Source organism: Aquicoccus porphyridii (genome assembly GCF_008369105.1).
In the GTDB taxonomy this organism is placed as follows: Bacteria; Pseudomonadota; Alphaproteobacteria; order Rhodobacterales; family Rhodobacteraceae; genus Aquicoccus; species Aquicoccus porphyridii.
This window is the reverse complement of the sequence record NZ_VINQ01000003.1, coordinates 299,948-317,373: the sequence shown is the minus strand read 5'-3', so window position 1 is coordinate 317,373 and position 17,426 is coordinate 299,948. Positions and strand designations below refer to the sequence as shown.

Sequence of the window (17,426 nt, the reverse complement as noted above, 5' to 3'; positions counted from 1 at the left end):
TTCGCGCGTTGGCACAGGCGGTTGTGGCATTTAGGCCAACGCCGCCTCGGCCCCGGCGGCCACGCGCAAAAGCGCCTCTTCTCCAAAGGCCTTGCCCATCAGGATCACGCCACAGGAGGGCGTGCCCGTGGGCAGGGTCACGGCCGACAGCCCGAGCATGTTGCCGATGCGGGTATTGCGCAGGGTCAGCAGGTTCTCGGTCACGTAATAGTCGTGATCGCTCAGCAAACGGTCGACCTCGGGGGGCAGATTGGGGGCCGATGGGATGATGACCGCGTCATACCCTGCAACACGGGTGGCCCATTCGGCGCGTGCGGCGTCGACTATGTGCCATGCCCGGACATAATCGGCGGCGGCATGATCGCGCCCCGAACGGAACCGTTCGAGTATCTGCGGAAACATCGTGTCCGGTGCGGTTTCGATCAGGTCGCCCCAGGTTCCCCAGGCTTCGGAGGTGAAGGTGATGGCGGATTGTGCCATGGCGCGGGTGACTTCGGGTGCTTCGAACGGTTCAAGTACGGCACCGGCATCGGCCAGCCGTTCCATGACGTCGCGATAGGCCGCCATTGGTGCATCGCGCACATCGTCGAGCGCGACGGTCTGCAATACGCCGATCCGCGCGCCCCGAATGCGCGCCCCGGTGAGGTCTGCGGGGTTTCCGCCCTCCATCGCGGCCAGCATGAGCGCACAATCCTCGACCGACCGGGCCAGCGGTCCGATCGTGTCGAACTTGGCGCAAAGCGGCACGACCCCTTTGATTGAAATCCGTCCGGCCGTGGTCTTGAGCCCGACAAGGTCGTTCCAGGCACTTGGGATACGCACCGATCCGCCGGTGTCCGACCCGATCCCGCAGGGCGCGAGGCCGAAGGCGACCGACGCCGCCGCGCCCGAGGACGACCCGCCGGGCACCGCCTCGGGATCGTTCACGTTCGGTGGGGTGGCGGTGACGGGGTTGAGACCGAGGCCCGAGAAGGCCAGTTCTGACATATGCGTCTTGCCAAGGCAGACCGTCCCGGCCAGCGTCGCGTTCTTGAGAACCCACGCGTCCTCGTCCGGCACCCGCCCTTCGAGCAGGGCCGATCCGGCCTCGGTCGCGACCCCGGCGGTGTCGAACAGGTCTTTCCAACTGACCGGCACACCGTCGAGAGGGCCGCGGCGTTGCCCGGCCCTGGCCCGCTTCGATGCCGCCTCGGCCTCGGCCATGGCGCGGCTTTCGGTCAGGCGTGCATAGATGCGGTCGCGGTGTTCATGGGCCTTGATGGCCGAAAGATAGGTTTCGGTGAGGGCGATAGGGTCGATCTCGCCCGCCTCGATGCCGCGCCCCAGATCGCCCATGCTCATCCACAACCAGTCTTTCATCCTGCCCGTCCTTCATCTTGCCTGAAATACTCCCGCCGGAGGCATCCGCCCTCGCGACATGGACCCACGCTAGCGGCGATCTGTGCCATGGACAATCCCGAGCGAATGACCACATTTAGGGGCATGGAAGAGACACGGGATATCTTGATCGTCGGTGGCGGACTCAATGGTCCGGCGCTGGCACTGGCGCTGGCCCGCAAGGGTTTCAGCGTGACGGTGGTCGACGCCCTGCCCGAGACGGTGCGCAAGAACGCGGCATTCGACGGGCGGGCCTATGCGCTGGCGTTGGCGTCGCAGCGGCTTCTGACGCGGATAGGCATCTGGGACCGGGTGGCCGGGCACAGCCAGCCGATGCACGAGATCAAGGCCAGTGACGGGCGTGCGGGCGAAGGGCCTGCACCGTTTTTCCTGCATTTCGACTCGGCCGAGATCGAAGAAGGGCCGATGGGCCACATGCTCGAAGATCGCTATCTGAGGCGGGCCTTTCTCGATACGATGAACGAAGAGCCCGGAATTCATCAGGTTCAGGACCGCGTCATCGCACAAGAGGTGGATGCGAGCGGCGTGAGTTTGCGGCTGGAAAGCGGGCAGATTCTGCGCGGGCGGTTGCTGGTTGGGTGCGACGGGCGCGAGTCGGGCACGGCGCAGCGCGCGGGAATCCGGCGGACCGGTTGGGACTATGGGCAGACCGCGCTGGTCTGCGCGATTGGACATGAAAAGCCGCATCACGGCATCGCACACCAGTTTTTCATGCCGCCGGGGCCATTGGCGATCCTGCCGTTGCCGGGCAACGTGTCGTCCATCGTTTGGTCCGAGACACATGACAGCGCAGCGGCGATCAACGCCTTGTCCGACAAGGATTATCTTGATGTCCTGCGGCCGCGTTTCGGCGATTTCCTTGGGCAGATCCGCCTCAAGGGCAAGCGTTTTGCCTATCCTCTGAAGCTGACCATTGCCAACCGGTTCGTGGACGAGCGGTTGGCGCTCATCGGCGATGCGGCGCATGGGATGCATCCGATTGCCGGGCAGGGGCTCAATGCTGGGCTGCGTGATGTGGGGGCGCTGGTGGATGTTCTGGGACAGGCCGCGCGGCGGGGTGAGGATTTTACGTCTCCTCTCGTGCTCGACCGCTATCAGGAGTGGCGCCGGTTCGACGTGGCGACGCTGGCCATGGCGACGGACCTGACCAACAAGCTTTTTTCCAACGACAACCCGGTTTTGCGCACGGCGCGTGATCTGGGCATGGGGGTGGTGAACGCCATGCCGGGCCTGCGCCGCGGTTTCCTGCGCGAGGCGGCCGGGCTGACCGGTGAATTGCCGGAATTGATGCGGTGATACCGAAGCGTTTGCGCGCTATGGTTCGATCACGCGCGCTTCGTCGATCAGCATCACGGGGATGCCGTCGCGGATCGGATAGGCGAGACCGGCGGATTTGCTGATCAGTTCCTGCCGCTCGACATCGTAGTCGAGCCGCCCCTGGGTGCGCGGACAGACCAGGGATTCGAGCATATGCCGGTCAAAGTCGGTTTTCGGCATGTCGGTCATTGCATCAGATCCTCGCCGTCGCCGCCGTGAAGCGCATATTCGATCAGTGTGACAAGAGTTTCGCGCCGGGTCGAGAGAGAAGGTGCTTCGAGCAGGGCCTGTTTGTCCTCGGGTTCGAATTCAAGAAGCATCGAGAGCGAGTTGATCAGGAGCTCGTCATCGGCGTCTTTGAGTGTGTTCCAGTCGGTATCAAGCCCGCGGGCCTGAAAATAACGACCCAGCAAGCGGAAGAAGCCCGCGCGGTCAAACTCCGGATCGTGGTCAGCGCCGCCACGGTCGCGTTCAAAGCCTTCCCAACTGACATTTGCGCGGCGATAGGGCGTGAAGCCCTCGACCTCGCTCTGGATGCGAAAGCGCGAGATGCCCGAGAGCGTGATCATGTAGCGCCCATCCTCGGTTTCCGAGAATTGCGTGATCCGGCCCGCGCAGCCGATCGTCATCAGGGTCAGGCCGTCACGACCCGGAACCTCGTTTGGCTGGATCATTCCGATCAGCCGCTCGGGCGTCTTGAGCGCATCATCGAGCATGGCAAGGTAACGCGGCTCGAACACATGCAAGGGCAGCCGAGCGCGTGGCAAGAGCAACGCGCCGGTGAGCGGAAAAACCGGAATTGTCCGGGGCAGGTCCATATCGGGGTTCATGCCGGTATCATAACGCGGCAGGCCCGATCACACAAAGATCATCGAACTCAGCCTGCGCCGACCGTTGAGTGCGATCGGGTCCTGGGGCGGGAGTGCCTCGAAGATGGTGAACAGCAATTGCTTGGCGGCGCCATCGTTCCATTCGCGGTCACGGCGGAACAATTCGAGCAGTTGATCCACGGCCTCTTGCACCTCGCCCTTGGCATGCAGGGCCTGTGCGAGATCGAGTCGCGCCTGGTGATCGTCGGGATCGGCCTCGACCTGGGCTTTCAACTCGTCCACGGGGCCGGCATTGGTGGCCTGCCGTGCGAGGTCAAGCTGGGCATGCGCAGCCTCGAGCTCGGGTTTCTTCGAAATCTCGATGGGGGCGCCATTGAGAATCGCCTCGGCCTGATCGAGATCCTCCATGGCGATATGCGCGCGAGCAAGCCCGCCATAGGCGGCGGCGTTTTGCGGATCCTCTTGCAGGATGGCGGCGAAGGTCTGGGCAGCGTCAACGGCCGCGCCTTCGGCGAGCATGTCCTCGGCGGCGGTCACCGCCTCGTCGAGACCGCCCGACGCGTCACCGCCCGCGGCCTTGACCACGCGGTCGATGAAGCTCTGGATTTCCGAGGGCGGCACGGCGCCCTGAAATCCGTCGACCGGCTGGCCGTTCCAGAAGGCATAGACGGTGGGGATCGACTGAATCCGAAGCTGACCTGCGATCATCTGGTTCTCGTCGATATTGACCTTGGCCATTTTCACGGCGCCGCGGGCCTTGTTCACGGCCTCTTCCAACGCCGGGCCAAGCGTCTTGCACGGGCCGCACCATGGCGCCCAGAAATCGACGATCACCGGCACCTCCTTGCTGGCCTCGATGACCTTTTCCATGAAGTCGGCCTCGGTCACGTCAAAGACGAGTTCGGCGGCGTTGGCGGATTTGGTGAGATCAATTTCCATGACGGCAGTCCTCCGGGTTCGGGGTTGCCCGTTAGATGATGTATCTGCGCCTGTGTTGCAAGGCCCGCATGCGCATTTGCCGGTTGGGCCTGTCGTACCGGGGTTCAGAGATCGAACGTGGCAAAAACAGGCGCATGATCAGATGGTTTTTCCCAACCGCGGGCGGCACGCAGGATGCGCGACGAATGGCCCGCGTTCGAGATGTCGGGCGTGGTCCAGACATGATCGAGCCTGCGCCCCTTGTCGGCCGCATCCCAGTCCCGGGCGCGGTAGGACCACCATGAATAGAGGTTCCCCTCGGGGATATCCTTTCGCGTGATGTCGACCCATTTCCCGGCATCCTGCGTGTCGGCCAGGTGTTCGACCTCGATGGGGGTGTGGGAGACGACCTTGAGCAACTGCTTGTGGCTCCAGACGTCGTCTTCGCGCGGGGCGATGTTCAAATCCCCGACCAGAATGGATTTTTCCGGGCGGTCGGAGTGGAACCAGTCGCGCATCTCGGTCAGGTAGTCGAGCTTCTGGCCGAATTTCAGGTTCTTCTCGCGGTCGGGAATGTCGCCACCGGCGGGGACATAGAAATTATGGATGGTCACGCCGTTTTCCAGCCGCCCGGCAACGTGGCGGGCATGGCCGAGCGCGGCGAAATCCTTGTCTCCCACGTCTTCGATCGGCAGGCGCGAGAGGATGGCCACACCGTTATATCCCTTTTGGCCACGGGCAATCATGTGGCCATAGCCCAGCGCGCGAAACCCATCGAGTGGGATCTTCTCGACCGGGCTTTTGCATTCCTGAAGGCAGAGAATGTCGGGGGCCTCTTCCTCAAGCAGCTTGCGCACGATCGGTTCGCGCAAACGGATCGAGTTGATGTTCCATGTCGCAAGGGTAAAGGCCATGTTCCGCGTCTCCTGTCGTTCGTGGGGTGCAGGCTATCGCGGGCATGAAAGAGTGACCAGAACTGATTTTCCGGTAGCGGCAATATCGGAACCGGACGCTGAAAGCAGGTTGCTCAAAACCCATGAGCGTTTTGGCTTATCCCTGTCTTGGCATGTGGTCGCGACACCTTGATGAAAAAAGACCCGGGTCGTGACCCGGGCCAGTCCAACAGGGAGGTGCATGTGATAACCCGCACATGCAACGGGATGGGTAAACCGTATTTACAAGTTCAAGATACAACTTTGATCTGGCTCAAATAAGTCGGGTATTCCATACGACCACTCAACCTGTGGCATTTAAGCAACCAGTCGATACCCGCCGGCTTCGGTTACCAGAAGGCGGGCGTTCGACGGATCAGGTTCGATTTTCTGCCGCAAGCGATAGATATGGGTTTCGAGCGTGTGGGTCGTGACACCCGCATTGTAGCCCCAGACTTCGTGCAGCAGAATGTCGCGTGCAACCACGCCTTCGGCGGAACGATACAGGTATTTCAATATATTGGTTTCTTTCTCGGTCAGCCGAATCTTGCGATCATCTTCGGTGATCAGCATCTTCATCGCCGGTTTGAACGTGTATGGCCCGAGCTGGAAAACCGCGTCTTCGGATTGTTCGTGCTGGCGCAACTGGGCGCGGATACGGGCCAGAAGAACCGGAAACTTGAACGGTTTGCTGACATAGTCGTTGGCGCCTGCGTCGAGGCCGAGGATGGTGTCGGCGTCGCTGTCATGGCCGGTGAGCATGATCACGGGGGCCTTGACGCCCTGTTTGCGCATGACGCGGCATAACTCGCGCCCGTCGGTATCGGGCAGTCCGACATCGAGAATCACGAGATCGAATATGCCCTCGCGGCTCTTGCGGATCGCATCGCTGCCGTTCGCGGCTTCGAAAACGTCGAAATCCTCGGTCATGATCAATTGTTCGCTAAGCGCTTCGCGCAGATCGTCGTCGTCATCGACCAGTAGAATTTTCTTGAGCTGTGCCATGGTTTGGCCTCCTCGTTCGTATGATCAAGACATGAGGCAGGAAATGGCATTGAACAAGGTATGCTGCAATTCTCTCACGTCGACGTGTAATCACGTGCGCAAATGTTTCATATTGTGATGGATTCCCTTAGATCGGAGCGGGAAAAGGAACCGGACATGAGCTTTGCACCTGACATCATTGAAACATTGGCCCGTGCCCGCGCCGATCTGCGAATGGGTGTGCCGGTCGTGATCGCCGATGCAAAGGCGGCGGTGCTGGTGCTGGCGGCGGAGACGATGGACGCGCAGAGGCTGGCGGACCTGCGGGTGTTGGGAGGCGTACCGGTTCTGGCAATTACCGCGCGGCGGGCCGAGACGTTGAAGGCGCGGGCCTATGACGGTGATCTGGCGCGGATCGTGTTGCCGCCGGATGCGCGGCTCGATTGGGTGCTGGCGGTGGCCGATCCGGCGGATGATCTCAAGACACCGATGAAGGGGCCGCTGTTGTCCGCGCGGGAGGGGGATGCGGGGATGCATCGGCTGGCGATCCGGCTGGTGAAGACGGCGCAGCTCTTGCCGTCGGCGGTGGTGCTTGACCTGCAGGATGCGGCGGCGTTCGCGCTGGCCAACAGCCTGACGGTGGTTCAGGCGGCGCTTGCGGGGCCGGTTCTGGAGCAGGTGAGCGATCTGCATCCGGTCGTGGCGGCGCGGCTTCCGATGGAGGCGGCGGGGGCAGGACGGCTGCATATTTACCGCCCCGAGGATGGCGGGGAAGAGCACTATGCCATTGAAATCGGGCGACCTTCTCGCGATGCGCCGGTGTTGGCGCGGCTCCATTCGGCCTGTTTCACGGGCGATGTTCTGGGCTCTTTGAAATGCGATTGCGGACCGCAATTGCGCGGTGCGCTGGCGCAGATGGGGGCAGAGGGGGAAGGGGTCCTGCTTTACCTCAACCAGGAGGGGCGGGGGATCGGGCTGGCCAACAAGATGCGGGCCTATAGCCTTCAGGATCAGGGGTTTGACACGGTCGAGGCTAATCACCGGCTGGGGTTCGAGGATGATGAGCGGGATTTCCGTATCGGGTCTACAATCCTGAAATCAATGGGTTTTTCGTCGGTCAGGTTACTGACCAACAACCCGCGCAAGATCGACATGATGCAGGCCAACGGGATCACGGTGACCGAGCGGGTGCCGCTCAAGGTCGGTGAGAACGTGCATAACCGGGCCTACCTGGCGACCAAGGCGTTGAAATCAGGGCACCTGTTTTGAGCCCTGCGGATATGGTGCTGACCCGGCGCGGGCTTCGGTTTATGGGAAGATTTATCCCGTGTTCTCAGGGTGTTGGCGGGATTTGCACGGATAAGCGCGAGGGTGACGGGGCGACGCCCACGGGGGTGCATCGCATCGTCGGGATGCTCTATCGGCCGGACCGTGTGATGCGCCCCGCGCCATGGGCGGAGCCCATCCGGGTTGGTGATCTGTGGTCGGATGCGAGCGGCGACGCGGCGTATAACCAGTTGGTGCGCGCGCCCTATCCGCACAGCCACGAGCGGTTGCGGCGCAGTGATCCGCTTTACGATATCATATTGATAACAAACTGGAATTACCCCGTGGCGGAAACCGGGAAAGGCTCGGCCATCTTCCTGCATCAATGGCGGGGCCCGGGGTATCCGACGGCGGGTTGCATCGCCTTTTCGCGGGCGAACCTCATGTGGATTGCGAGCCGCGTGGAGCCGGGAACACGGGTGATCGTGCCGGAGGCGTTGGCGGATTGACGCCGATGATTAACGCGGCCCGAATCGGGGGGGTGATTTGCGTATGACTCCCGGCTGTTCCCCGGCTGCCGGGCGTGACGGGTTTCGCGGGGTTAACCGGGCGCGCGCAAGGATTTGTTCAGATTGGTTGAGATCCGGTTAAAGACCCCGGTTTTCGGCAATGACCGGTGAGTTGAGGCTCGTTAGGGATATTGCCGCGCGGCCTTTGCGGTCGCGAGGGTCTGGTTGCCCTTTTTCGCTGTTGCAGTCCATTCATAGGTGTGGCGGCCCGAGGGTGGGCAGGGGCTTTTGTATTTGAACACCCCAGAGGGGATTCGACCGCTGCCCGACATCTGAACCTTCAACGTGCCGCCGCCGTGATTGTAGTTCGGCACATCGAGATCCTTGAGCTTGAACACGATCCGGTTGGTGCCTTGTGGCACGCCCCCAAGAACGAATTCGGGGTTGGCAACGGTATTCGGCCGACCGGTAGTGCAGCGCGGGATATCGCCCCATTGGAAACCAAGTGTCATTTCGGCCACTGCGGTGCTGGCCACAAAGGCGAATCCTGCGGCAATGAAGAACGGTTTCATTGGGAATTCCTTTTGCGAAAAAACTATTGAAATAGTATTCCGACCACGAGTTCGGGGTCAAGCTTGGTCGTGCTGCGTTGAAGCCCGCCCTACGCGCCCGTGACCCGTTCCCCGAAAATCGCCGAGCCGACGCGAATGTGGGTGGCGCCCAGTGCGATGGCGGTTTCGAAATCGTCGCTCATCCCCATCGAGAGACCGGTGAGGCCGTTGCGGGCGGCGATCCTGGCCAGCAGGGCGAAATGCAGGCTGGGTTCCTCGTCCACGGGGGGGATGCACATCAGGCCCTGAACCGGGAGGTCCATCGCCAGGCAATCCTTGATGAAAGCGTCCGCGTCAGTGGGTAGCACGCCCGCCTTTTGCGGCTCTTCCCCGGTGTTGATCTGGATGAAGAGATCGGGGCAGCGCCCCTCTTCCTGCGCGATGCGGGCGATGGTCTTGGCCAGCTTGGGGCGGTCGACGGAATGGATCGCCTCGAACAACTCGAAGGCCTGGCGCGTCTTGTTGGTTTGCAGGGGGCCGATCAGGTGGACCTTGACGCCCTCGAACGCGTCGCGGAATGCGGGCCATTTGCCCGCGGCTTCCTGCACGCGGTTTTCGCCGAAGAGGCGGTGGCCCTCGCTGAGGACGGCGCGGACCCGTTCATCGGGCTGCACCTTGGAGACGGCGATGAGATTGACCGAGCCGGGGGCGCGGTTGGCTGCGGCCTCGGCTTTGGCGATGCGGGTTTGAATATCTGCAAGTGGCATGGTGTTTTCCCTATTCTTCGGGATGAGAGAAACACCAGTCTGCGCAAAAAGAAAAGGGCAGGTCCGAAGACCTGCCCTTTCCCTTTGGGTCGCTTTGACTTCTGGGATCAGAAGTTGAAGCGGATACCAAGGTCAACCGCGTTGACATCGGTGATGTCGTTGCGAGTGAAGCCACCTTCGAGCGACGCACCGCCACCGAGGCTGTGCGACACGCCGAGGCCGTAGGCTTCGCCGCCGGCTGCGCCGTCTTCCGACGAGATGTAGGCGTCAACACGGGTCGCCGCGCCAACTTCAACACCTGCGGTGAGGGCGAATTTGCCGATGCCATCGTTGTCAGCATAGGCCAGGCCGAGTTTCGCCGGGCCGACGTTGCCGCCAACGGTCAGGACGATCTTGTCTTCGGTTGCCAGGCTCGAGTCCTGGTAACCCAGAGCAACGGTCCAGTCGTTGAAGGCGTAACGAACGTGCAGGCCGGTCCGCTCAACACCACCGGTGTTCGAGTAGGACAGGTGACCGCCAAAGTCGCCAGCCGAGTACATCACTTCGACGCCGTCACGGCCAACACCACCGGACGAGTAGGCGTCCCAGTTGAAGTAGCCTTTTTGCGCGGTGTTGGTGACCAGGCTGTGGAAGCCCAGACCCGACAGACCGATATCGGCCGATTGGGTGCTCATGTAGACGCCGGGCATGAATTCGATGGCGCCAAAGGTGTTACCAACACCGATTTCGAGGCCACCGGCACGTGCGAAGAAGCGTGCGCCGTTGAAGCCGCCGCCGTAGCCAGCACCGTTAACCGAAGTTGCCTGGTGACGCAGACGGGCACCGAAAGTCAGGCCGTTGTCGGCTTCGGTGGTCATGTCGATTTGCAGGCGAATACGAGTGTAGATGCCTTCGACGTCGGGCGTGGGCGTGGGGTTGTCGATGCTGATTGCACCAAAACGGCCGTAGCCGCTGAACGACACGTCTGCAGCTACGACGCCAGCGGAGGCGACGAGTGCGGTCGTTGCAAAGAGAATCTTTTTCATGTTGTTTCCCTCGGTTTTCCAGTCATAGGCCCAAAGCAGGGAATCCGCATTGGGTATGGCAAGTGTCTCGCTCCAAACGGGGGGTGTTTGCAAGCATGCGGCGCGGGCCATCGGCAATGTGGCGATAATTGGTGCAGCTTTGCCACAGTTTGGGCGCGGGCCGGCCACACGTGGCGGAGTCGCGCCGATGGTGGACGGGCGACCGGCGGGCAGACGAGCAGGCGGGCGAACCGGCGGGAATGTTCATAAATCCTTGCCCCCGGGGCGGGGCTTGGGTAGGACGGTGAGGAAAAGCAGGTTCTGGGCGGTGACATGCAGCATTCGAGCGCTTTCAAATTCCTAATGGCCGGGCTGGTGGCGTTTTCGCTGACCGCCTGTGGCGGCGGTGGTGGCGGGATCTTCGGTTCCGTTGGCCTTGGCGGTGCGCGCGACAACGTGGATACCGAAGAGGATGTGGCCGAGCCGATCCTCGAAGGGCGCGACGGGATGAGCCAGGTCGGCCAGACTTCGGTCTGGGATCTGTTCAAGCGCACGGATACGGGCACCACCGTGAAGGTGAACCGCTACCTGTGGAACGCGTCGCTTGACGTGCTGAATTTCCTGCCGATCCAGTCGATCGACCCGTTCACAGGGGTGATCGTGACCGGCTATGGCACTCCGCCGGGCGGCGGGCGGGCCTATCGCGCGACCGTCTATATCAAGGACCCGGCGCTGGATGCGCGCTCGCTCACCGTGGCGCTGGCCTCGCAGGGCGGGCCGGTGGCGGCGGGCACGCAGCGCGCGGTCGAGGATGCGATCCTGGCGCGGGCGCGGGAATTGCGGATCGAGGACCGGCGGTTCTGATTCGCGGCTAGAGGCCGGGCGTGCGGGGCGTCATCGCGGCGAGATCCCTGACCCATTGCACCTGGCGCGGCAGGCAGATCGTTTCGAGATCGTAGTTGCGCACCACGTGGTGGCGCGCGGCCTTGCCCAGCCGTTCGCGCATCCCGGGGTCGTCGAGCAGCATCGAGACTTCATCGACAATCGCGTCGCCGTCGAAGAAATCGACGAGGCGGCCGGTTTCATCGTGGGTGATCAGCTCTTTGACCGGGGCGGTGGCGCTGGCCACGATGGCGCCTTCGACGCTCATCGTCTCGAAGAGCGACCAGGAGAGCACGAAGGGATAGGTCAGGTAGACATGCACGCGGCTGAGCTGCAGCAGGGTCACGAAGCGGTCATAGGGGATGCGGCCAAGGAAGCGGACGCGGGCCCAGTCGTCATCGGGGATCTGGCTGCGCACCTCGTCGATGAAGATCTGTTTCCACGTCTTGCCCCTGGGCGGGCGGGCGCCATAGCTCACCTCGTCGCCGCCCACGATCAGCACATGCGCCCGGGGCCGTTCGCGCAACAGGCGCGGCAGGGCGCGCATGAAGACGTGATAGCCGCGGTAAGGTTCGAGGTTGCGATTGACGAAGGTGATCACCTCGTCCCTGCGCGAAAGGGTCAGGCCGCTCTTGAACGACAGGGATGCGGTGTCATCCGGCACGAGGCGGGCCGTGTCGATGCCGTCGAACCCCACGGTGATGCGGTCGCGAAAGGCGGCGGGAAAGGTGTCGGCCTGGAACCGGGTCGGGCTGAGGCCCGCATCGGCGATGGCAAAATGCATGTGGTTGTTGAGGTTCTTCATCCGCAGGCGCAGCGCGTTGGTCGGGTCGGGCGGGCCGTCGAATTCGGGGTCAAAGCCGGTATGGGGATAATCGGGCCGGTAATAAAGCTCGCAATAGATGCCGATGCGCGCATCGGGCCAGACATCGCGCAGGAACAGCGATTCACCCCAGCCGGGATGTGCGATGATGACGTCGGGGGTGAACCCCTGATCGCGCAGCGCGCAGGCGGCGTGATAGCAGCTTTCGGCGCGGGTGACCTTGGTGTTGAAATCGACCAGCCACGGGTGCAGCGCCTGCCCGGGGTCGCGGTTGACCGCATAGGGCAGCAGGCTCACGCCGTTCCATTTGCGCGCCTCCTTGACCCGCAGCGTCAGCGCCGCCACCTCGTGCCCCCCGGCGGCCAGCGCGGGGGCGAGGTGCTTGAACTGGCCGGGGAAATTCTGGTGGATGAAGAGGATTTGCATGCAGGGCCCGGCCTTGATCCGTGTCTGAACTCTTTAACGTCTGGACGGCAGACTGCAAAGCCCGGGGGGATAAGAAGGGAACGGGGTTGATTTGGGCAAGAGCAAGGGCGCCGGGCCTTGTCTGGAATGGGGCCAGAGCGGACGGCAATCAGAAGCGGCAGACCGGAGTTAAGAGGCCGCGATGACCCGATCAAGGTCGGCATAATTTCCCAGATCGGCAACGACACCAAGCTCCTCCATAAAGGCGGATGGATTGAATCCTGCCGCGTTCTGACGTTTCTGCGCGGCCTTCCGGGCAGCCTCATAGCAGGTGCGATCCCGCCACCTCACGAAGGTGACAAGGTTGAACCGCCCCGGGCCTTCGATCTGCTCGAGTATCAGGTTCTGCTCACAGCCCGGGGCGCTGTCCAAAGCCTCGTGGGTCAGTTTCAGCCGTTCGGTAAAGCGGTGCCTGGATTCGGCTGGAACGATGAATTTGTCGATCCTGAAGAATGGCCCTTCCGGCATAGTAACCTCCTGCTGTATGTTTCCGCCAATATTGACAACACATTGTCAAAAGAATGGAGGTATGTAAAGTGACTGCAAGTGTGGATGATCTTGGTGGCTTGATCCTCGAGGTCTTTCGGCTGAACGGTTGTCTGATCGCTGAGGGCGACAGAAAGGTGGCGCCGTTCGGCCTCAGCAGTGCGCGATGGCAGGTTCTGGGCGCTGTGGACCGCTCGTCAGAGGCGCAGACAGTGTCGCAGCTTGCCCGGGAAGCGGGTGTGTCACGTCAGGCCGTCCAACGCATTGCAAACACATTGATCGATGATGGCTTGTTGGAAATGGCGGACAACCCCCGAGACAGGCGCGCGCAGCTCGTCAAAATGACAGAAAAAGGTCAGGCAGCTTACGCGAAGGCAGATAGCATCAGACGAGAATGGCTCAAAGACGTGGCCAAACATTTCGACCGCGAAGAAATGGAACGCGCAGCAAAGCTTCTCGCGAAGGCGCGCTTCCTGCTGTCCAGCCCCCTTTCCTGAAACCGGGCGACCGCTCCGTCACGCCAACCAGCCACTCGACAAGGCGCCCCGCCCGCAACAGCGGCGCAGCCGCCCGGGCCGCCCGTCGTGCCGGAGGCGCGCCTCTGGCGTGACCGGATGCTTTTGATGGGGTGCGGGCCTTGCGAAAGGTACAGTCCCGCAGCTTCAACCTGACCGGCGATATCAGCGGCGAGGTCCGTATGATCGAACGCGACTTTGGATCGGGGCCCTGCGCGCTGACCGGGGCGGTGTCCATGCTCGAAGACCGCATGGCAGCATGAAGCCCAAGGCGAAACCGTCCCGTTGCGGGTTTGGGGAAAGCTTGCGGCAGAGCCCGGTTTTCCCGGTGCCGCGACTCAGCCGGCGGTGTCGGACAGATCGCGCAGGACGCAGTTGAGCACCTCGACCTGTTGCGGGTCGAGCTGGGCGAGAATCTCACGGTCCTGCACGCGGACCAACTCGCGGATCTCGGTCATGCGCTTGCGGCCCAGATCGGTGAGTAGCAGATTGACTTTGCGCTGATCGGAGGCGTCGACCTGACGGTGCACGAGACCTTGCGATACCATCCGGTCCACCATCTTTGTCAGGGTTGGCGGGTTCATCAGCACGATACGCGCCAGTTCCCCCATGGTCAGCCGCTGTTCGCTGTCGAGCGTCTCGAGAATGCGCCATGTCTCAACCTGCATCCCATGGTCCTTCAGGCGCGTGGCGAGTGTCTGATGCACGGCATGATGTGCCGCAGCCAGCATGTAGGAAATGTAGGAGTTCATCGAGGTTGAAACGTGTTTCATGCCGTATTTCACCATATTTTGCGTGTGCCAATTAATAGTTGACTTGGAAAGTAAATTCAATTGCAGTGTTGCGAAACGATCTGGCAATTGTTCAAGGCTTGCAAAATGATCTCTTGCATGGGGGAGATTTCGTTTCCCACGGAGGTGCCGGAAATCGGTGACCGTTCGCTGTGCGGAGCGGCGCGCACCTATCGCGTGGCCCTGTTGATCCCGTTGTGCGGGTCGGCCGGTCTCTGGGCTCCGTCCTGCATCTCGAGCGCGCAGGTCGCGGTGCGCGAGTTGAACCGCGGCGACGGGATCACGGGGCGGCCGGTGGAACTTGTCATGGTCGATGCGGCCGTTGAGGCGCCCACGCCGGTAGAGGCCGTGGTGCATGAGCTGATCGAGGCGGGCGCGATCGACGCCATCGTCGGGATGCATATCAGCGCGGTGCGCCAGCGGTTGAGCAAGGTGGTCGGCCAGCGCGTGCCCTATGTCTATACCCCGCTTTACGAAGGGGGAGAGCAGACCGCCGGAATCTTTGCCATCGGGGAAACGCCTGACGCACAGTTGGGTCCGGCGCTGCGATATCTGCAAACGCGGTTCCGGCCGCGAAGCTGGGCGCTGATCGGCAATGACTATGTCTGGCCGCGGACCTCGCACGCCTATGCCAAGGCCAAGCTGCGCGAGATGTCCGCCAATCTCGCGTTCGAGCGGTATCTGCCCTTCGGCCTACGCAACATGGACCGACATGTGGATGAAATCGCGACCTCGGGGGCCGAGGCGGTACTCATTTCGCTGGTCGGGCAGGATGCGGTGGCCTTCAACCGGGCATTCGGGATGGCGGGCCTCGACAAGCGGATCGTGCGCTTGTCCTGTGCCGTCGAGGAAAACGGTTTGCTGGCCAGTGGCGGCGAAAACCTCAAGCGGCTGTTCTCGGCCGCGTCATATTTTGGCGCGCTGCCGACAGAGGCCAACGGGGCGTTCAAGGAAAAATACTACAGTCTGCATGGAGAGCATGCGCCGGTGCTCAATGCAATCGGACAATCGACCTATGAGGGGGTGCATTTTCTTGCCGGCCTTCTGGGGCATGACAATGCTGGCTGGCGCGAGGCCGGACAGGTGATTCCCCTGACCCTCGATTACCGCAGCGCGCGGCGTGAACGCATGTCGGACGACGGGAAAATGCGCACCCCGATTTATCTTGCCCGTGCGGACGGCGTTCAGTTTTCGGTTATAAAGCGCATATAAAACAATACTTTACCAAAAACTATTGAATTGGAAAATAATTTACTTGAAATGGAAATGAAAATTTCCAATCCTTCAGCGTAACGGACTCAGTCGTCGTCGGCGTGGCGGCATCACCTGTTACATTGGGGGATCTGGCCTTGATCTGGTTTCTTTCTCTGCTCTTTCTGGCCGCTGTCGTTCTGATCGGGATCTGGTTCCTGCACCGCTACTATGCCAAGGCGACGCTGGAGACGGCGCTGGTGCGCACCGGAATGGGAGGGCGGCGCGTGGTCATGGATGGCGGGTGCCTGGCACTCCCGATCCTGCATCAGGTGCAGCGCGTGTCGATGGGCACGATCTCTTTCACCACCTCGCGCAGCGGTCGCGACGCCCTTTTGACTCAGGACCAGCTGCGCGTCGATGTGGACATGGAATTCGAGTTTTATGTCGATCCCGGCGAAAAGGGCATTGCCACCGCGGCGCAGGCGCTTGGGCGCCGGATTTCCCGCAGTGGCGGCGAGGGGGTGCACGAGGTTCTTGCCGGTCCGCTTGCCAATGCCATGCAGAACGCCGCCGCCAAGCGCGGGATGGCCGACATCCACCTCGACCGGGCCGGATACACGGACGAGGTGGCGCAGCTTGCCGGTGCGCATGCCGCGCGGCTGGGGTTGGTTCTGGTGTCGGCGTCGCTGGTTGCGGTGGATCAGAGCGACCTGACGCAGCACAACGAGAGCAATGCCTTCAATGCACAAGGGATGCGCCGTCTCGCCGAACTGGTGGCCGAGCAGCGCAAGGCACGGGTCAAGGTGGAGACCGAGGCCGAGATCGCCATCAGCGAGAGCAGGCTGGCCCAGCACAACAAGCGGTTGGAGGTACAGCGTGCGGAGCGCGAGGCGGAGATTGCCCAAAGCGAACACATCGCACGGCTCGAGGCGGAATCGCGCGCGCGCAGCGAGACATCGGCCACTGAATCTGCGTTGGCCACGGAAACCGCGCGGATCGAGAAGGAGCAACGCCTCAAGACCGTGCAGGTCGGCAACGACGAAGCCCTGCGCCGGGCCGAGATGGCGGCCATTCTGGCGCTGGAGGAGGCGAGGATCGCGAACGACATTCAGCTCGCGCGAAAGCGCGCCGAAGAGGCCGAGGCGAAGGCCGCCGAGGAGACCTCCCGTGCGCAGGTATTGCTGGCCGCCGAGCAGGTCCAGACGCAGAAGGAACGCGCCATCGCCGAACGAGAGCGCGAGATTTCAGGACTGAAGCAGAAGAGTGCGCTGGAGCTGGAGAACGAGAAGGTCGCCTCGGACGTGGAGATCATGCTCTCGCGGGCGCAAGCCGAGGCCGGGGCCGCGCAGACCGCCGCCGAGGCCGAGAAGCTTGGCATGCAGGCGCGCGCCGCTGGTCAGGCCGCACTCAACGAGGCAGAAAACACGCTGAGCGAAACGGTGCTTCGGATGCGTCTGGAGGGTCACAAGCTCGATCGCATGCCCGAGATCATGACCCAGATGATGAAGCCGGTCGAGAAAATCGACTCCATCCGCATCAACCAGATCGGCGGAACCGGGAGCGGCATGAACGGTGGTGACGGCACTGGAGTCGAAGGGGCCTTTGGCGCCGCGATGGATCAGATCCTCGGCATGGCGGTGCGTCTGCCCGCGATGAAGCAGATGGGCGAGGAGATCGGCTTTGACTTCGACGCCAACTTGGCCGGGCGCACGGCGGATTATGCCAGCCGTATCACGCCCAAGGACGGCAAGGACAAGACAGGCGACAGCAAGACCAGGGAATGACCACCGCAAG

Annotated in this window: 20 protein-coding genes; 8 read left to right on the top strand and 12 right to left on the bottom strand. The window is 62.3% G+C overall.

The window, feature by feature from the left end; genetic code table 11:
• Nucleotides 1–30: 30 nt before the first annotated feature.
• Nucleotides 31–1,359, bottom strand: a complete 1,329-nt coding sequence (locus FLO80_RS06795) for an amidase (RefSeq protein WP_111362999.1) — start codon at nucleotides 1,357–1,359, stop codon at nucleotides 31–33.
• Nucleotides 1,360–1,482: 123 nt separating this feature from the next.
• On the opposite strand from FLO80_RS06795, the gene FLO80_RS06790 reads away from it, so the two are divergent.
• Complete coding sequence (locus tag FLO80_RS06790; protein WP_146611006.1) at nucleotides 1,483–2,694, top strand: FAD-dependent monooxygenase; 1,212 nt, start codon at nucleotides 1,483–1,485, stop codon at nucleotides 2,692–2,694.
• A gap of 18 nt (nucleotides 2,695–2,712) precedes the next feature.
• Here the strand turns inward: FLO80_RS06790 and FLO80_RS06785 are convergent, their stop codons facing one another.
• The 5 genes from FLO80_RS06785 to FLO80_RS06765 all read right to left on the bottom strand — a co-directional run bounded on the left by FLO80_RS06785 (nucleotide 2,713) and on the right by FLO80_RS06765 (nucleotide 6,400).
• Nucleotides 2,713–2,895, bottom strand: a complete 183-nt coding sequence (locus FLO80_RS06785; protein ID WP_111363245.1) for a Trm112 family protein — start codon at nucleotides 2,893–2,895, stop codon at nucleotides 2,713–2,715.
• A gap of 5 nt (nucleotides 2,896–2,900) precedes the next feature.
• Nucleotides 2,901–3,545, bottom strand: a complete 645-nt coding sequence (locus FLO80_RS06780) for an LON peptidase substrate-binding domain-containing protein (RefSeq protein ID WP_111362994.1) — start codon at nucleotides 3,543–3,545, stop codon at nucleotides 2,901–2,903.
• Between the two features lie 27 nt (nucleotides 3,546–3,572).
• A complete protein-coding gene (gene trxA, locus FLO80_RS06775; protein ID WP_111362993.1) occupies nucleotides 3,573–4,484 on the bottom strand; it encodes a thioredoxin in 912 nt (303 codons plus the stop codon).
• Between the two features lie 104 nt (nucleotides 4,485–4,588).
• Nucleotides 4,589–5,377 carry an exodeoxyribonuclease III gene (locus FLO80_RS06770; RefSeq protein ID WP_111362992.1) on the bottom strand — a complete coding sequence of 263 codons (789 nt, stop codon included), beginning with the start codon at nucleotides 5,375–5,377 and terminating at the stop codon, nucleotides 4,589–4,591.
• Nucleotides 5,378–5,713: 336 nt separating this feature from the next.
• Entirely contained in the window at nucleotides 5,714–6,400 is a 687-nt protein-coding gene (locus FLO80_RS06765) for a response regulator transcription factor (protein ID WP_111362991.1), read from the bottom strand.
• 156 nt (nucleotides 6,401–6,556) lie between these two features.
• Here FLO80_RS06765 and ribA point away from each other — a divergent pair, with 156 nt between their 5' ends.
• Entirely contained in the window at nucleotides 6,557–7,648 is a 1,092-nt protein-coding gene (gene ribA, locus FLO80_RS06760) for a GTP cyclohydrolase II (RefSeq protein WP_111362990.1), read from the top strand.
• Nucleotides 7,645–8,154, top strand: coding sequence for a L,D-transpeptidase family protein (locus FLO80_RS06755; RefSeq protein WP_111362988.1), 510 nt, complete (start codon nucleotides 7,645–7,647; stop codon nucleotides 8,152–8,154). The genes ribA and FLO80_RS06755 overlap by 4 nt, the downstream gene beginning before the upstream one ends.
• Nucleotides 8,155–8,336: 182 nt before the next feature.
• Here FLO80_RS06755 and FLO80_RS06750 read toward each other — a convergent pair whose 3' ends face one another.
• The 3 genes from FLO80_RS06750 to FLO80_RS06740 form a co-directional block, all read right to left on the bottom strand.
• Nucleotides 8,337–8,726 carry a YbhB/YbcL family Raf kinase inhibitor-like protein gene (locus FLO80_RS06750; RefSeq protein ID WP_111362986.1) on the bottom strand — a complete coding sequence of 130 codons (390 nt, stop codon included), beginning with the start codon at nucleotides 8,724–8,726 and terminating at the stop codon, nucleotides 8,337–8,339.
• Nucleotides 8,727–8,815: 89 nt separating this feature from the next.
• A complete protein-coding gene (locus FLO80_RS06745) occupies nucleotides 8,816–9,472 on the bottom strand; it encodes a YggS family pyridoxal phosphate-dependent enzyme (protein WP_111362983.1) in 657 nt (218 codons plus the stop codon).
• Nucleotides 9,473–9,579: 107 nt separating this feature from the next.
• Complete coding sequence (locus tag FLO80_RS06740) at nucleotides 9,580–10,497, bottom strand: porin (protein ID WP_111363243.1); 918 nt, start codon at nucleotides 10,495–10,497, stop codon at nucleotides 9,580–9,582.
• A gap of 312 nt (nucleotides 10,498–10,809) precedes the next feature.
• On the opposite strand from FLO80_RS06740, the gene FLO80_RS06735 reads away from it, so the two are divergent.
• The gene (locus FLO80_RS06735; RefSeq protein WP_246156592.1) at nucleotides 10,810–11,340 is read left to right on the top strand and encodes a DUF3576 domain-containing protein; all 531 of its coding nucleotides are present in this window, start codon (nucleotides 10,810–10,812) and stop codon (nucleotides 11,338–11,340) included.
• 7 nt (nucleotides 11,341–11,347) lie between these two features.
• Here the strand turns inward: FLO80_RS06735 and FLO80_RS06730 are convergent, their stop codons facing one another.
• Nucleotides 11,348–12,607, bottom strand: a complete 1,260-nt coding sequence (locus FLO80_RS06730) for a glycosyltransferase (RefSeq protein ID WP_111362980.1) — start codon at nucleotides 12,605–12,607, stop codon at nucleotides 11,348–11,350.
• Nucleotides 12,608–12,775: 168 nt separating this feature from the next.
• Nucleotides 12,776–13,114, bottom strand: a complete 339-nt coding sequence (locus FLO80_RS06725) for an antibiotic biosynthesis monooxygenase (RefSeq protein ID WP_111362977.1) — start codon at nucleotides 13,112–13,114, stop codon at nucleotides 12,776–12,778.
• A 68-nt stretch (nucleotides 13,115–13,182) separates the two neighbouring features.
• On the opposite strand from FLO80_RS06725, the gene FLO80_RS06720 reads away from it, so the two are divergent.
• Together FLO80_RS06720 and FLO80_RS22840 are read left to right on the top strand one after the other, a co-directional pair.
• Nucleotides 13,183–13,629: a MarR family winged helix-turn-helix transcriptional regulator gene (locus FLO80_RS06720; RefSeq protein WP_223145460.1), complete on the top strand. Its 447-nt coding sequence runs from the start codon at nucleotides 13,183–13,185 to the stop codon at nucleotides 13,627–13,629.
• Between the two features lie 140 nt (nucleotides 13,630–13,769).
• Nucleotides 13,770–13,910, top strand: a complete 141-nt coding sequence (locus FLO80_RS22840) for a hypothetical protein (RefSeq protein WP_188078228.1) — start codon at nucleotides 13,770–13,772, stop codon at nucleotides 13,908–13,910.
• Between the two features lie 75 nt (nucleotides 13,911–13,985).
• Here FLO80_RS22840 and FLO80_RS06715 read toward each other — a convergent pair whose 3' ends face one another.
• Nucleotides 13,986–14,420, bottom strand: a complete 435-nt coding sequence (locus FLO80_RS06715) for a MarR family winged helix-turn-helix transcriptional regulator (protein ID WP_111362972.1) — start codon at nucleotides 14,418–14,420, stop codon at nucleotides 13,986–13,988.
• A 117-nt stretch (nucleotides 14,421–14,537) separates the two neighbouring features.
• On the opposite strand from FLO80_RS06715, the gene FLO80_RS06710 reads away from it, so the two are divergent.
• Together FLO80_RS06710 and FLO80_RS06705 are read left to right on the top strand one after the other, a co-directional pair.
• Nucleotides 14,538–15,650, top strand: coding sequence for a substrate-binding domain-containing protein (locus FLO80_RS06710; RefSeq protein WP_111362969.1), 1,113 nt, complete (start codon nucleotides 14,538–14,540; stop codon nucleotides 15,648–15,650).
• 137 nt (nucleotides 15,651–15,787) lie between these two features.
• The gene (locus FLO80_RS06705) at nucleotides 15,788–17,416 is read left to right on the top strand and encodes a flotillin family protein (protein WP_111363239.1); all 1,629 of its coding nucleotides are present in this window, start codon (nucleotides 15,788–15,790) and stop codon (nucleotides 17,414–17,416) included.
• Nucleotides 17,417–17,426: the final 10 nt, after the last annotated feature.